The following is a 13,366-nucleotide window of genomic DNA, read 5'->3' as shown; positions in this document are numbered from 1 at the left end:
GCGAGACGGGCGGCGGCGCCGGTGCACGTTCACATGAGGCGGTGGCCGCCATCGACATGCAGGACCGTCCCGGTGACGAATCCATTGCGCATCACCGAGACGAATGCCTGGGCGATGTCGTCGGGGGTGCCGATACGCCGGACCGGGAGCCGCCCGGCCAGTTCGGCGAACGCCGCTTGCTTGTCCATGCCGAGTTGGTCCCAGATGGGAGTGTCCACCCAGCCCGGTGAAATGACGTTCACCCGCACCGGGGCCAGTTCGATCGCCAGCCCGTACGTCAGCGAGGCGAGCGCGCCGTTGGCAGCGGCCACGATCGTGTTGGAACCGTTCGGCCGGTAGGCGTTGATGCCCGAGGTGTACGTGATCGAGCCGGTCACCCGCCCTGACGCGTATTTGCCCACGAGCCACGCCCCGAGCAGCTTGGTGTCCACAACGGCCCTCGCGGTGGCCGAGGTGACCTCGGCGGTCCGGCCGTAGGCCCCACTCGCGTCCATCGCGGTGACCGCCACATGCTCCACCCGCCCCACCCCGGCGAACAGTTCGGCCACCTCCTCTTCGCGCCCGATGTCCGCCCGTACCGTGCCGACCTTTCCCCGCGCGGTTCGCTCCAGCTCCGCCCGGGCCGCGTCGAGCCGGTCTGCGGACCGGCCGACGATCGTTACGTCCATGCCCTCGGCCAGCAGGGTCCGGGCCAGGGCCAGGCCCATGCCGGAGCCGCCTCCGATGATGAGTGCGTCAGTCATGAGCCGAGGTTCCGCCGTCCGCTGCCGGGCTGGGAAGGCCGTGTGGTTCCTGGGTGCGATACGGCCACCCAGGAACGGACCACCCGATGGCACACTCGACGGCGTGAACGCGATGGCTGAGTTCCTTCGGATCCGGCGCGGGCGGATCGGCCCGGCCGAAGTCGGCCTGCCCATCGGTCCGGGCATCCGGCGGGCCCCCGGCCTACGCCGTGAGGAGCTGGCCGCGCTCGCCGGGGTCAGCATGGACTACTACACCCGCATCGAGCAGGGCCGGGAGACCGCGCCCAGCGACCCGGTGCTGAACGCACTGGCCCGCGCCCTGCGGCTCACCGACGACGAGCACGCTCACCTGCTCGCCCTGGCCGACCGCGCCGCCGGGCGCACGCCGCGGTGCCGGCCCGTCGACCCGCAGCCCGTACGCCCCGGTCTGCGACTGCTGCTGGAATCGCTCCGGCCCGGACCGGCATACGTACTCAACGACGTCAACGACGTGTTGGCCGCCAACCCGGAGGGCCTGGCCCTGATGCCAGGACTCGACGACTGGCCTTCCGCCCAGCGCAACACGATCCGGTACACCTTTCTGCACCCTGCCGCGCGGACGGTCTTCGCCGACTGGGACCGAGTGGCCGGCAACTGCGTGGCGCACCTGCACACCGCCGAGGTGACCGCACCCGAGCGCACCGCCGCCCTGATCACCGAAATGTCCGCGGCCAGCAGCGAGTTCGCCGCGCTGTGGCGCCGGCACGACGTCCGGGTCAAGCGCGGCGGCCAGACCGCGTTCCGGCATCCGGTCATCGGCCCGCTCACCTTGGCCAACGAGATACTCGGCATCGCCGGCGACGGCCAGCGCATGCTCGTCTACCAGGCCGCGCCCGGCACCGCCGAACACGATGCGCTGCTCCTGCTGGCCATGACCAGCGAGCAGGTGGGAGCCCGTGACCAGCGCTGCTGAGTCAAGGCATGAGGGTCTCCGTCATGGGCCCGCATGATGCTCCGTTCCCGCCCGCTCTGCTAGCCCATGCTCTTGGCGCCATCCATGGATTCGCGGATGATGTCGGCGTGGCCGGCGTGCTGAGCGGTCTCGGCGATGATGTGCGTCAGTACCCGGCGGGCCGACCACTGGGCGTCGGCCTCGAACCACGGGGCCTTCGGCAGTGGCCAGGCGGCCCCCAGGTCGGGCAGGGTGGCCACCACGTCATCGGTCCGGCGGGCCGCCTCCGCGTAGTCGTCCAGCACACCGGCCAGCGTCTCACCGGGCAGCAGCCGGAAGCCGTCTGCATAAGTGGCCCAGTCGGCCTCGGTCATCGCGGTGAAGTCCGGCATCGCGGAGGGACCGTTCAGGATGAAGCCCACCCAGAGCTTCTCGACCGCGGTGACGTGTTTGATCAGTCCGCCCAGGCACAGTTCGCTGGCGGTGGTCCGCAGTCTGGCCTGCTCGTCGGTGAGGTCGCGCGTGGTAAGGCGGAGGAAGCCCCGGTGCTTGGCCAGTGCCTCAAGCCATTCTGCGCGCTCGCCGCTGACGGCCGGACGCTCTGCCTGGTCACGGATGGCCCGTTCGTTGTCGCTCATGGTCTCTGCCTTTCGGGTGTTCCCGTTCCGTCGGTCAGGACCACGCTAAAGCCCATATAGGTCAGTCTCTGTCCTCCATCGCTCGCAAGGACAACCGATCGAGCGTGGCAATGCGTGCCGCGGCCCCCGAGGCCCGCCCCCGCCCCAACTACGCGGTGCCGAAAGGTAGATGGAAAATCGATGGACGTCTGGGAGTGACCTCGCCTAGGCTGAGCGCACGCCCATGATCACGAGGAAGGAGGCGAGAGCGATGCTGATCGCGACAACCGTGCGCTCCCGCCCCGTCCACCGGGCGTTGCTGGTCTGATTCGGGAGCGCGTCACTCTCCCGAAGGACTGTTTCTCCATGACTGAACTGGTCATTCGTCCGCTCGCCGCGGGCGAGACCCCCCTGTTCGCCTCGCTGCCCGACCCGGGCCTCGTAGGCCGCGCCGTCCTCGGCGACGCCTACGGCATGATTGCCGACGGCGGCGAGTACCGGCCCGAATGGACCTGGGTCGCCCTGCGCGACGGCGTCGTGGTTGCCCGCGCGGCCTGGTGGGCCAAGCCAGGGGACGAAAAGCCCCTCGCCCTCGATTGGTTCGACTTCACCGATGCCGAGGCCGCTGTCCAACTGCTGCGCACCGCACCGCTTCACGCCGAGTACAGCCTGCTGCTGCCGCCCGATTGGCGCGAGAAGCCGGATGTGCGGGCGGCAGCGGAGGCCCGAACGGCCGCTGCGGAGGCGGCCGGCCTGCGGAAGCTGGTCGAGCGCTACCGCTACAGCTGGACCTCTGACTGTGCGCTGCCCGAGCGCACCGGGCGCCTGGTGTACCGGCCGGAGCCGGACGACGACGTCCTGCGGGGCGTGGTGCGCCGGATCCAGGAGGGTTCGCTGGACGCCCATGACGTCAATGACATCGCCACGTACGGCAGGGACGGCGCCGTCGAGGAGTTCTTGAAAATCCTCAACTGGATGCCCTCCCCGCGCGACTGGTGGCGGTTGGCCTACACCCCGGCCGGCGAACTGGCGGGCCTGCATGTCCCCGCCCACAATCCCTCGGGCCCCTGCATCGGCTTCATCGGCGTCGTGCCTGAGCAGCGCGGCAACGGCTATGCGCATGACCTGCTGATCGAGTGCACACACGACCTGGTGGCGCGGGGCGCGACGCGCATCGCAGCCGCCACCGACCGGTCGAACCTTCCGATGGCGGCACATTTCGCGAGGGTCGGCTACCCGATCAGCGAGGAACGCATCGACTTCGTCTGACCGGGCCGGACCGAACCGAACGAAGCGGGCCATCGCGCATCACGGGGGTGGCGCCGACCGATCTGAAAGCGATGCGTCGGTGGCCGCTGCGAGCATGGGTTCCGGGCCGTTCCTCCGTGGAGCGGCCCTGGAAATCCAGCCGAAGTAGTAGCGGGGGAGCCGCTGCTGTGGTGGAGAGAGGCATGGCATGAGCACGGTAAGAGACCTCGATGCCCGTGGCGGGCAGCACTGTGAGACGACGGCTCTGGGGGTACTGCTACGGCACCAAGGACTCGATCTGTCCGAGCCCATGCTCTTCGGTCTCGGCTCCGGTCTGTCCTTCCTCTACTGGGACAGCAAGAACATGGGCTTTCCCTTCCTCGGGGGACGGGTCAAACCCTTCGACCTCACCAGAACCCTGGCCGCCGGACTCGGGCTGCAACTCCAGGTCCAGGAGACCACCTCGCCCCGCAGGGCTTGGGAGAACGTGGCCGCCCCCATCGACGCCGGCCACCCCGTCGGGCTGCAGCTCGACTGCTACCACCTGGACCACTTCGCCTCGAAGGTGCACTTCGGTGGCCATGTCGTCGCCATGTACGGCTATGACGAGCACGCTGCCTATCTGGTGGACACCGACCAGCAAGGCGGAGCGGTATCCACCAGCCTGACCAGTCTCGCCCGGGCCAGGGCTGCGCGGGGCCCGATGACCGCCAAGCACCGCTCCTTCACCCTCACCGCTCCAAGGGACCTGCCCTCCCCACAGAGCCGGATCATTCCCGCCATCACCGCCTGCGCCGACGCCTTCCTCAACCCGCCCATCGCCAATCTCGGCCACCGGGGCATCGAGAAGGCCGGCAAGCTGGTACGCACATGGCTCCAGCGGACCGACGACCCGCAGCGCGACCTCCCGCAGGCCGCGCTCTTGATGGAGAAGGCCGGCACCGGCGGCGCCCTGTTCCGCAACCTCTACCGCGACTTCCTCACCGAGTGCACCGAACTGCACGGCAGCAGCCATCTGCGCACCGGCCTGGGGCTGTACACCGAGGCGGCCACCCTGTGGACGGAGGTGGCGGGCCTGATCACCAGGGCTGGCGCATCGGGTGAGACAGCGTTCCTCCTGCAAGCCGGCACGATCCTGGGCGATCTTTCGCGCATGGAACGCGAGGCCATGCAAGCGCTGAGCCGACTGGAGGCGTGAGGCATCGAGCGTGCGCACCTACCGGGCCGCGGTCCGCGCCGCCTTCACCACCGGCACCGCCTCGATGCGCGACGGTCATGCCCTGACTACTCCAGTCAGGGCATGACCGCATCCCATTGGCGGCGTTTCGACCGCTGAAGACGGCCGTCCGGCTCCTGGCGCGGCCAGGATGGCGACTGACTGGCGAGCCAACCGCGAGCATCGGGAGAGACCCACCAGTGAGCATCCTCAACGAACCCCACGGTGCCGCGGCAGCCGAGGACTCGTACGAAAACGAAATTCCGCTCAAGGGCAAAGAGCCGGGCAACGTCGTGGTCAGGTGGCTGACGACCACCGACCACAAGACCATCGGCACCCTCTACCTGGCGACGTCATTTGCGTTTTTCCTCATCGGCGGGCTGATGGCGCTGGTGATGCGCGCCGAGCTGGCCCGGCCGGGCCTGCAGATCGTGTCGAGCGAGCAGTTCAACCAGGCATTCACCATGCACGGCACGGTGATGCTGCTGATGTTCGCGACGCCGCTGTTCGCCGGTTTCACCAACTGGATCATGCCGCTGCAGATCGGCGCGCCCGACGTGGCGTTCCCACGGCTGAACATGTTCGCCTACTGGCTCTACCTGTTCGGCTCAACGATCGCGGTCGGCAGCTTCCTCACCCCACAGGGCGCGGCCGACTTCGGCTGGTTCGCCTACACACCGTTGTCCGACGCGACCCATACCCCGGGGGTCGGCGGCGACATGTGGATCATGGGCCTGGCCTTCTCCGGCTTCGGCACCATCCTGGGTGCGGTTAACTTCATCACCACGATCATCTGCATGCGGGCCCCGGGCCTGACCATGTTCCGGATGCCGATCTTCACCTGGAACGTGCTGCTGACCGGTGTGCTGGTCCTGCTGGCCTTCCCGGTCCTGGCCGCCGCGCTGCTGGCCCTGGAGGCGGACCGCAAATTCGGCGCCCACGTCTACGACCCGGCCAACGGCGGCTCGCTGCTGTGGCAGCACCTCTTCTGGTTCTTCGGACACCCGGAGGTGTACATCATCGCCCTGCCGTTCTTCGGCATCGTCACCGAGGTCATCCCGGTGTTCGCCCGAAAGCCGATCTTCGGCTACATCGGACTGGTCGCCGCGACCATCTCGATCGCCGGCCTGTCGGCCACGGTGTGGGCGCACCACATGTACGTCACCGGTGGCGTGCTGTTGCCGTTTTTCTCCTTCATGACGTTCCTGATCGCCGTGCCGACCGGTGTGAAGTTCTTCAACTGGATCGGCACGATGTGGAAGGGCTCACTGTCCTTCGAGACACCGATGCTCTGGGCGATCGGCTTTCTCGTCACGTTTCTCTTCGGCGGTCTGACCGGCGTCATCCTGGCCTCCCCGCCGATGGACTTCCATGTGTCCGACTCGTACTTCGTGGTGGCCCACTTCCACTACGTCGTCTTCGGAACGGTCGTCTTCGCGATGTTCTCCGGCTTCCACTTCTGGTGGCCGAAGTTCACCGGCAAGATGCTCGACGAGCGCCTGGGCAAGATCACGTTCTGGACGTTGTTCATCGGCTTCCACGGCACCTTCCTCGTCCAGCACTGGCTCGGTGCCGAGGGCATGCCGCGTCGTTACGCGGACTATCTGGCGGCGGATGGCTTCACCGCCCTGAACACGGTCTCGACGATCAGTTCGTTCCTGCTGGGCCTGTCGATGCTGCCGTTCCTCTACAACGTCTGGAAGACCGCGAAGTACGGCACGCCGGTGGGCGTCGACGACCCGTGGGGCTACGGCCGTTCGCTGGAATGGGCGACCTCCTGCCCGCCGCCGCGGCACAACTTCCTCACCCTCCCGCGGATCCGCAGCGAATCCCCGGCGTTCGACCTGCACCACCCCGAGATCGCCGAACAGGACCACGCGGCGTACCTCGGCAAGCGGGACGCGGTGGAAGCGCCCGGACATGAAGGCGACCGGCCGTGACCTCCCCGAGCCGTCAAGGGACACCGCTGGACCGGCAGAGCGCCGCACTCGCCAACGAGGTCGAGGGCTATCTGCTTGCGCAAGCGGAACGTGAGCAGGCACGGCGCGAGGCCGCAGCTCTGTGCGCGCGCCTGACCTGGCTCACGGCGGGGCAGGCCGAAGACCTCGCCCGCCACTACACCGAGCAGCGCCTCGGTCTGACACGCCAGGCGCTCCAGGCCACCGCTGACCGGGCCAAGCGCCTGCGCGGCGAATACGAGGCCCGCTACGCCGAGTTGCGCCGCGCCTTGCTCAGGCGGCATGCCGCCTGTGCTTGTCTGCTGTTCCTCTGTTCCACCGCGGCCGGTGCGGCGGCTCGTCTGCTGGACAGCTGACCACGGCCGTGGGTTGTCTGCCGCTGCCTGAATCGCGCCGCCGAGGCGTGTGGCCGACTGGGGTGGAGTCAGCCCAGTACGCCGGTCAGGGCGCGGACGACCACGACGTCGAACCGATCGCCGGGGTTGCCGTCGGACGTGCAAGCGGCGAGCAAGGCGGTGATGCGGGGGTGGCTTCCTGCGGCGGCAACGTGGCGCAGGTAGGCGGACCGGCGCGTGGCGCTGGTGTCCGTGGCCGCCCTTTCGTTCTGGACGAAGAGCGCGGTCAAGCCGCTGATGAGGGCGAACGCCTCAAGTTTGCAGGCGGGGTCGGCCGGATGGTCGGCGAGCACGTCGAGCACGTGCTCCAGTAGGTCGATCCCGTGGGGGCCGAGTGTGGGACGGCCCATCACCATGGTGGGTAGCCACGGGTGGCGGCGCATGATCTGCCGGGCCTGACGGGCGAGGGTGAGCAGGTCGGCCTGCCAGTCGCCGCTGGGAGCGGGAAGGTGGTATTCGCTCGCCGTGCTGTCGGTCATCAGGTCGAGCAGCTCGTCGCGGGTGGCCACATAGCGGTAGAGCGAGGCAGCGCCAGTCCCCAGGATCGATGCGACGCGGCGCATGGAGACGGCCTCCAGGCCCTCCCGGTCGGCCAGTTCCACCGCGGCGGCGGTGATCTCGGCGCGGCTGCGCTCGGCCCGGCGCCCGACCGGCGCTTGCTCCGGCCGCATCCAGATCACCGGCTCCTGCTGTTCTGCCACTGCCACCTCCCGCGTTGCCCACCAGCCTACCTATCGCATACGGTGTTCGCATACATGGTTCGCGAACACTGTATGCGAATGGGTGGAACGGTTTCGTGAAAGGGAGGGACGCCATGCCGCGCTTCGCGCGCAACGACGAGATCCGGATCGCGTTCGAAGACCTGGGCGGCGCGGGCGGAGATCCGCTGCTGCTGGTCATGGGCCTGGGAGCCTCACGGTTCTGGTGGCCGGACGGCTTGGTGGCCGAACTGGTCGGCCGTGGTTTCCACGTTGTGGCCTACGACCAGCGCGACGCGGGCGAATCCAGTCACCTGCCCAACCGGCGCGTCGGCCCGCCGGTCAAGGCCCTGCTGCATCGCAAAGCTCCGGCCTACAGCGCCGAGGACCTCACCGACGACGCGGTCGCCGTCCTCGACGCCCTCGGCTGGGAAGGCGCACACCTCTTCGGCCACTCGATGGGCGGGCTCGTCGCCCAGCGCACCGCGATCCGCCACCCGAAGCGGGTACTCGGCCTGGCCACCTCCTCGGCGGTCCCCAGCGACGCGAAGGGCCTGAGCGTCCTGCGGTACCTGCGCCTGGCATGCCTGCCCCGCTTCGCCCGGCTCCACCACCCCCAGACCCCTCAGGGCAACCTGGACCTGGCCGTGGCCATCGCCCGCATCCTGGCCGCGACCGACCGGCACATCGACGAGCGGGATGTGCGCGAGTTCGTGGACAAGGAGGCGGCGCACCAGGTCGCCAGCTTCCGCGACCAGGTGGCGCAGAGCCGCCAGATCGGCGCGAAGTGGCAGGGTGGCCGGCTCGCCCAGGTCGCCGCGCCGACCCTCGTCCTGCACGGCGAGAGTGACCCGCTCCTGCGCGTGGCGGCCGCACGCGACATCGCCGCCGCGATCCCCGGAGCCCGCCTGCGCACCCTGCCCGGAGTCGGCCACTTCCTCGCCCGCGATGTCTGGGCCACCTACGCCGACGAACTGCGCGCGCTCGCCAACCGTGCCGCCGACAGGCAACCGCGGAACGACCGGGACGAGGGCAGGTAACCGGCGGCCGCCGCCCGGCGCACTCCTTCGAGGCCAACGGAACGGGCCGCGCCTTTGCACACGACAATCGTTTTCATGGGGTCCCAGGCAGGCGTCGTCGCACGCTTCGAGCCGGCCGGTGTCCGCGGCGGGGAACAGCAGGCGCAGGAGCTGGTCTTCATCGGCACCGGCCTGCGCAAAGAGGCTCTGGCCGAACGGCTCACCGCCTGCCTCCTCAAGGACGGCGACTCCGCCACCCGGCTGTGCGACCCGTTCCCGTCCTGGGAGACGTACGGCGTCGACGACGCCTGTGGGCACGAGCACGGCAGTGACGCCCGGAGCGTTGCCCGGACGGCGTAGGGGCGCGCATGTCCGTGTCCGTGGACGGTGCGCCGGACGGGCGGTACCCGTCCGTCCGGCGCACCGTTTCGCGCGCCACGACGAGGCAGGTGTCGATGTCCTCGCCGGTGTGGCTGAGGGGCCCCCGGCCAGGCTCCGGTCCCGGGTGGCGTCCGCTTCAGGAAGGGAGGACCGTCGATCACCCTGTGGTGATTCTTTCGACGCTCACCCCTGCGCCATCCGGGACGGAGCCTCACACGGCCCGGCCGTGGACCGTCGGGCAGGACCTAACGGCCGCCGCCGCCACCGCGGCCGCCTCTTCCGCGGCCGCCCAGGTCATTGATCAAGTCGCCGTCGATGGTGCTGTTGTCGAGGCGCTGGTGGAAGTCGAAGCGGGAGTAGCGCTTGTGGGCGTCGGTGAACCTTTCGTTGTCGATGAAAAGGAACGTGCGGCAGTCGTTGCGGCTCGGGAAGAGCAGACTGAACGACGGGGCGCCGCACTGGCGATGACCCAGCCCGAACGGGTCGTAACCTGACCGCCCGCCTTCAGCACTCGCCGCGCCGACTGCCGACAACACCAGCGCACCCGCGCCAAGAGCCACCGAAACGATCCGACCGATTTTTCTCACGGTGCTGTTTCCTCCTGATGCTCGTCCCGATCTTGTGTCGGGTTCGTCGCGGTAACGACCACGTCTCCTGAAGATCACGCAGGGATACTCCATCCAGCCCGCGGCTGAGCGGGCGAGATCGATACCGGGGCCGGACGGACCCCTCGCTCGCGGGGCGCTCCGCGGCGTGGCCGGGTGGGCGCTGACCTGCGCGGATCATGGCCCGCTGTGGGCCGGCCGGGTGGAGACCGGTCCGCCGGGTCGTCAGGTAGCGGTGTCTGAGGAGGGCCACACCTGGGACTTCAGGGAGAGGGCAGTGTGGATGCCCGATGTCGGATGCCGCTGAACCGGGGTCAGGGGGTCCGGGTGTGGTGGTCCAGCAGGCGGGTGAGCAGCTGCACGAACTGGTCGCGTTCGGCCGGGGTCAACGGTGCGAGCAGTTCGTCGTGGAGGTCGTCCAGGACCTTGTCGAGGCGGCGTAGGTGACGGCGGCCTCGGGGGGAGATCGTGATGATGTTGCGGCGCTGGTCGTCGGGATCCGGCGCCCGCTCGACGAGGTGACGCTCGGTCAGTTCGTTGAGCACGCTGACCATGTCGCTGCGGTAGATGCCGCTGAGCCGGCTCAGCGTCGCCTGGCTGCCGGGTCCGCACTCCTGCAGCGAGGCGAGCACGGCGTAGTGCCACTTGCGGGCGTCGGCCCGGGCCAGCCCTTCGTTGATCAGCCGGTCCGACCGAGTGGTCAGCTGCGACAGCAGTCGGCTCGCCCGTCGACGCAGTCGGTCGGGCGTCTTGGGCGCGCCGTCGTCGGGCCTGTCCACGGCTTCGGCTCTGGTCATGGCGCCCATCCTATCCATTGCGTTAGTCCCACTAACGATGTACGTTCACTCGTGCCAACTTCGTTAGTAGCGCTAACGTTTGTTGAGCGAATTCCAGGAAGGAAGATCCGCCATTCCCACCAAGACAGTGCAGATTCCCACCCCTGACGGCCAGGCCGACGCTTTCGCCGCCTTCCCTGACGGTGCTGAGCGGCACCCAGGGGTGCTGATGTACGCGGACGGCTTCGGCATCCGGCCCGTGGTGCGGGAGATGGCCCGCGAACTGGCCGGGCACGGGTACTACGTGCTCGTCCCCAACTTCTTCTACCGGCACGGCCCGGCGCCGGTGGTCGAGCTTCCCGCGTACATCGGGGAAGAGGACCGGTCCGCACTCGTCGCCCAGCTGATGCCCTTGCTCGAGGCGCACACGACCGAACGGGTCCTGAGCGACGCCGACGCCTACCTCAGGTTCCTCACCGCCCAGCCCGAGGTCGGCGCCGGACCGGTCGCGGTGACCGGTTACTGCATAGGCGCCCTGTTGGCGATGCGCACCGCCGCGGCCCACCCCGGCCGGGTGGCCGCCGTCGCCGGATTCCACGGCCCGGTGGGCGCCGCTGGGCCCGACAGCTTCTCCAAGCTCACCGCCCAGGTCCACCTCGGCCACGCCGAGACCGACCTGACGCCCGAGGACCTCGCCGAGCTCAACCAGGCCCTGGATGCCGCAGGTGTCGACTACACCTCCGAGATCTACCCCGGCACCGTCCACGGCTTCACCATGTCCGACACCGACGCTTTCAGCGCCTCCGGGCTGCAGCGCCACTGGGACTGCCTGCTTCCTCTCCTGAAGCGCAGCCTGGCCAACGGCTGAGGCTCCGGCTCGGAAACCAGACATCGGGCAGGCACCGCGGCCGAGGTGCCTGCCCGGCCGGCGGGCGGCGGTTCGTTGTCGTTGCGCCGTACGGTTCGTTGCTCTCGTCATGCGCCTGACTGGGCCGTTCGGGGGCGCTGACGCGCGCCCGCTGCCGAATCGTAGTGTCGTGGACACGGGCGCGTGTCGAGATTCGGGGCCCGGTGGTCTCGGGCGCTCCGCCATGGAGAGGGACGGACGGAGATGGCCATGCCCCTCATACCCGGGTTCGTAGCCCGCCGCCGACGTGATGCCGCTGCCCTGGCCGCGTTGGTGACCTGCTCGAACGTGCTGATCGGGCAGGACCTCGCCGCGGCTGACGGAATGCCCACACCTCCGGTGCCCGCCCCGCAGTTGGACTGGCGTCCCTGCGTGCGCGGCAGCGAGTTCGACTGTGCGACCGCGAAGGTACCCCTGGACTACGGCCACCCAGATGGTCGAGCCATCCAGCTGGCGGTCATCAAACGGAAGGCAACCGGCCCCGGACGGCGCATCGGCACCCTGTTCTTCAACCCCGGCGGCCCCGGCGGGCCCGGGACCGTGCAGATGCCACAGAACTACCGGTCCTTCCCGCGCGAGGTGCGGGAGCGGTTCGACATCGTCAGCTGGGATCCCCGCGGGGTCGGCAACAGCACCGCCGTGAACTGCTTCGCCGGTCCGCGGGAAGCCGCCGACTGGAGGGCGAGCAAAGCCGCGGGCTTCCCGGTGGGCGCGCAGGAGCGGACGGCCTTCATCGCCGCGTACCAGGATCTGGCCCGGCGCTGTCAGCGGCGTGACCCCGAGCTCCTGCGCCATGTGTCGACCGCCGACACCGCTCGCGACCTCGACCAGCTCCGCCGAGCCGTGGGGGAGTCACAACTCACCTACCAGGGGATCTCCTACGGCACGATGCTGGGCGCCACCTACGCCAACCTCTTCCCCGGCAAGGTCCGCGCCATGGTCCTCGACAGCACCATCGATCCACAGGCCTGGACCCATGACGCCTCCGACCACGCACCCCAACTCACCACCTTCCTGCGCATGGGCTCGGACCGCAGCGCGGCGGCGACCCTGGACCAATTCCTCACCCTGTGCGGATCCGCCACCACCGGTCACTGCGCCTTCTCCGCCGGCGGCACGAAGGCGACCCGGGACAAGTTCGACCAGCTGATGAGGCGGCTGCGGAAGCGTCCCGTGGGCATGTGGACCTACGCGGGCACGGTCGGCGACGTGGTGAACAGCCTCTACGTCGTTCATCCCGGATGGACGGAGCTCGCCGGCAGACTGCAGGACCTGTGGCGAGGCCGCGTCCCAAGACGGTCCCCCCTCCCACCCGCACCACCGGTCCCGCATCCCCAGCCCTACCTGGGTGAGGAACAAGCTGCTGCGGTGGTGTGCGCCGAGAGCCCCAACCCGCGCGACCCCCGCGCCTATCACGCCCTGGAGGAGGCAAGCGCCGCCCGTGCCGGCGACGCCGGACGCTTCTGGACATGGGCCACCGCGGGGTGTGCCCCCTGGCCCGCCGTGGCGGCGAACCGCTATCGCGGCCCGTGGAACGAGCCGACGGCACACCCGGTCCTGGTGGTCGGCACCACCTACGACCCCGCCACCCCGTACAAGGACGCACAGGCCATGGCCGAGGAACTGGCCAACGCCCGCCTGCTCACCCACCACGGGTACGGTCACACCGCACTGATCAACCCCAGCAGCTGCATCAAGGCCCATGAGAGCCGCTACTTGATCGACGGCGTCCTCCCGCCGGCCGGTACGACCTGCCGACCGGACACGCCGCCCTTCTCCCGCTCTGCGCGCAAGCCCATCGGCGGCGTCGCCACCGGCGGCGGCGGAATGCCGCGCTTCGTACGGATGGGGCGAGGAGCCGACCCGACGTAG

The 13,366-nt window shown here is 69.3% G+C and carries 14 protein-coding genes; 9 read left to right on the top strand and 5 right to left on the bottom strand.

Annotated elements, in window-relative coordinates; translation table 11 throughout:
- Positions 1 to 29: 29 nt before the first annotated feature.
- Positions 30 to 743 carry an SDR family oxidoreductase gene (locus IG62_RS0103390; RefSeq protein ID WP_030797350.1) on the bottom strand — a complete coding sequence of 238 codons (714 nt, stop codon included), beginning with the start codon at positions 741 to 743 and terminating at the stop codon, positions 30 to 32.
- Between the two features lie 112 nt (positions 744 to 855).
- Between IG62_RS0103390 and IG62_RS0103385 the strand changes: the two genes are divergently transcribed.
- On the top strand, positions 856 to 1,695 hold the full coding sequence (locus IG62_RS0103385) for a helix-turn-helix transcriptional regulator (protein ID WP_037837738.1): 840 nt from the start codon (positions 856 to 858) through the stop codon (positions 1,693 to 1,695).
- Between the two features lie 59 nt (positions 1,696 to 1,754).
- Here the strand turns inward: IG62_RS0103385 and IG62_RS0103380 are convergent, their stop codons facing one another.
- Positions 1,755 to 2,312 (bottom strand): DinB family protein, encoded by a 558-nt coding sequence (locus IG62_RS0103380; RefSeq protein ID WP_030797348.1) that lies wholly within the window; start codon positions 2,310 to 2,312, stop codon positions 1,755 to 1,757.
- Between the two features lie 345 nt (positions 2,313 to 2,657).
- On the opposite strand from IG62_RS0103380, the gene IG62_RS0103370 reads away from it, so the two are divergent.
- The 4 genes from IG62_RS0103370 (at position 2,658) to IG62_RS0103355 (ending at position 7,069) form a co-directional block, all read left to right on the top strand.
- Entirely contained in the window at positions 2,658 to 3,560 is a 903-nt protein-coding gene (locus IG62_RS0103370; protein WP_030797346.1) for a GNAT family N-acetyltransferase, read from the top strand.
- Positions 3,561 to 3,747: 187 nt separating this feature from the next.
- Complete coding sequence (locus tag IG62_RS0103365) at positions 3,748 to 4,737, top strand: BtrH N-terminal domain-containing protein (RefSeq protein ID WP_030797344.1); 990 nt, start codon at positions 3,748 to 3,750, stop codon at positions 4,735 to 4,737.
- Between the two features lie 218 nt (positions 4,738 to 4,955).
- Positions 4,956 to 6,695 carry a cytochrome c oxidase subunit I gene (gene ctaD / locus IG62_RS0103360; RefSeq protein ID WP_030797341.1) on the top strand — a complete coding sequence of 580 codons (1,740 nt, stop codon included), beginning with the start codon at positions 4,956 to 4,958 and terminating at the stop codon, positions 6,693 to 6,695.
- Entirely contained in the window at positions 6,692 to 7,069 is a 378-nt protein-coding gene (locus IG62_RS0103355; RefSeq protein WP_234326229.1) for a hypothetical protein, read from the top strand. Before ctaD ends, IG62_RS0103355 begins: the two co-directional genes overlap by 4 nt.
- Before the next feature lie 68 nt (positions 7,070 to 7,137).
- Here the strand turns inward: IG62_RS0103355 and IG62_RS0103350 are convergent, their stop codons facing one another.
- Complete coding sequence (locus IG62_RS0103350) at positions 7,138 to 7,809, bottom strand: TetR/AcrR family transcriptional regulator (RefSeq protein ID WP_030797337.1); 672 nt, start codon at positions 7,807 to 7,809, stop codon at positions 7,138 to 7,140.
- 113 nt (positions 7,810 to 7,922) lie between these two features.
- Here IG62_RS0103350 and IG62_RS0103345 point away from each other — a divergent pair, with 113 nt between their 5' ends.
- Together IG62_RS0103345 and IG62_RS0103340 are read left to right on the top strand one after the other, a co-directional pair.
- On the top strand, positions 7,923 to 8,846 hold the full coding sequence (locus tag IG62_RS0103345) for an alpha/beta fold hydrolase (protein ID WP_030797335.1): 924 nt from the start codon (positions 7,923 to 7,925) through the stop codon (positions 8,844 to 8,846).
- A 75-nt stretch (positions 8,847 to 8,921) separates the two neighbouring features.
- A complete protein-coding gene (locus tag IG62_RS0103340) occupies positions 8,922 to 9,185 on the top strand; it encodes a GTP-binding protein (protein ID WP_030797333.1) in 264 nt (87 codons plus the stop codon).
- 266 nt (positions 9,186 to 9,451) lie between these two features.
- Here the strand turns inward: IG62_RS0103340 and IG62_RS0103335 are convergent, their stop codons facing one another.
- Both IG62_RS0103335 and IG62_RS0103330 read right to left on the bottom strand, forming a co-directional pair.
- Positions 9,452 to 9,871: a hypothetical protein gene (locus IG62_RS0103335; RefSeq protein WP_158794965.1), complete on the bottom strand. Its 420-nt coding sequence runs from the start codon at positions 9,869 to 9,871 to the stop codon at positions 9,452 to 9,454.
- A gap of 254 nt (positions 9,872 to 10,125) precedes the next feature.
- Positions 10,126 to 10,608, bottom strand: coding sequence for a MarR family winged helix-turn-helix transcriptional regulator (locus IG62_RS0103330; protein WP_030797328.1), 483 nt, complete (start codon positions 10,606 to 10,608; stop codon positions 10,126 to 10,128).
- A gap of 112 nt (positions 10,609 to 10,720) precedes the next feature.
- Here IG62_RS0103330 and IG62_RS0103325 point away from each other — a divergent pair, with 112 nt between their 5' ends.
- Together IG62_RS0103325 and IG62_RS0103320 are read left to right on the top strand one after the other, a co-directional pair.
- Positions 10,721 to 11,455 (top strand): dienelactone hydrolase family protein, encoded by a 735-nt coding sequence (locus IG62_RS0103325; protein WP_030797327.1) that lies wholly within the window; start codon positions 10,721 to 10,723, stop codon positions 11,453 to 11,455.
- Positions 11,456 to 11,704: 249 nt separating this feature from the next.
- Positions 11,705 to 13,366: an alpha/beta hydrolase gene (locus IG62_RS0103320; protein WP_051797504.1), complete on the top strand. Its 1,662-nt coding sequence runs from the start codon at positions 11,705 to 11,707 to the stop codon at positions 13,364 to 13,366.

The organism is Streptomyces sp. NRRL S-337 (assembly GCF_000720175.1).
Classification (GTDB): domain Bacteria; phylum Actinomycetota; class Actinomycetes; order Streptomycetales; family Streptomycetaceae; genus Streptomyces; species Streptomyces siderophoricus.
Note: the sequence above shows the minus strand (reverse complement) of the source record. Positions and strands in the feature narration are given on the sequence as shown.

Excerpts from the sequence above, each read along its gene's own strand:
- IG62_RS0103385 (WP_037837738.1), top strand. The coding sequence starts at position 856 with ATGGCTGAGTTCCTTCGGATCCGGCGCGGGCGGATCGGCCCGGCCGAA.
- IG62_RS0103340 (WP_030797333.1), top strand. The coding sequence starts at position 8,922 with ATGGGGTCCCAGGCAGGCGTCGTCGCACGCTTCGAGCCGGCCGGTGTC.
- IG62_RS0103365 (WP_030797344.1), top strand. The coding sequence starts at position 3,748 with ATGAGCACGGTAAGAGACCTCGATGCCCGTGGCGGGCAGCACTGTGAG.
- IG62_RS0103345 (WP_030797335.1), top strand. The coding sequence starts at position 7,923 with ATGCCGCGCTTCGCGCGCAACGACGAGATCCGGATCGCGTTCGAAGAC.
- IG62_RS0103330 (WP_030797328.1), bottom strand. The coding sequence starts at position 10,608 with ATGACCAGAGCCGAAGCCGTGGACAGGCCCGACGACGGCGCGCCCAAG.
- IG62_RS0103370 (WP_030797346.1), top strand. The coding sequence starts at position 2,658 with ATGACTGAACTGGTCATTCGTCCGCTCGCCGCGGGCGAGACCCCCCTG.
- IG62_RS0103320 (WP_051797504.1), top strand. The coding sequence starts at position 11,705 with ATGCCCCTCATACCCGGGTTCGTAGCCCGCCGCCGACGTGATGCCGCT.
- IG62_RS0103390 (WP_030797350.1), bottom strand. The coding sequence starts at position 743 with ATGACTGACGCACTCATCATCGGAGGCGGCTCCGGCATGGGCCTGGCC.
- IG62_RS0103380 (WP_030797348.1), bottom strand. The coding sequence starts at position 2,312 with ATGAGCGACAACGAACGGGCCATCCGTGACCAGGCAGAGCGTCCGGCC.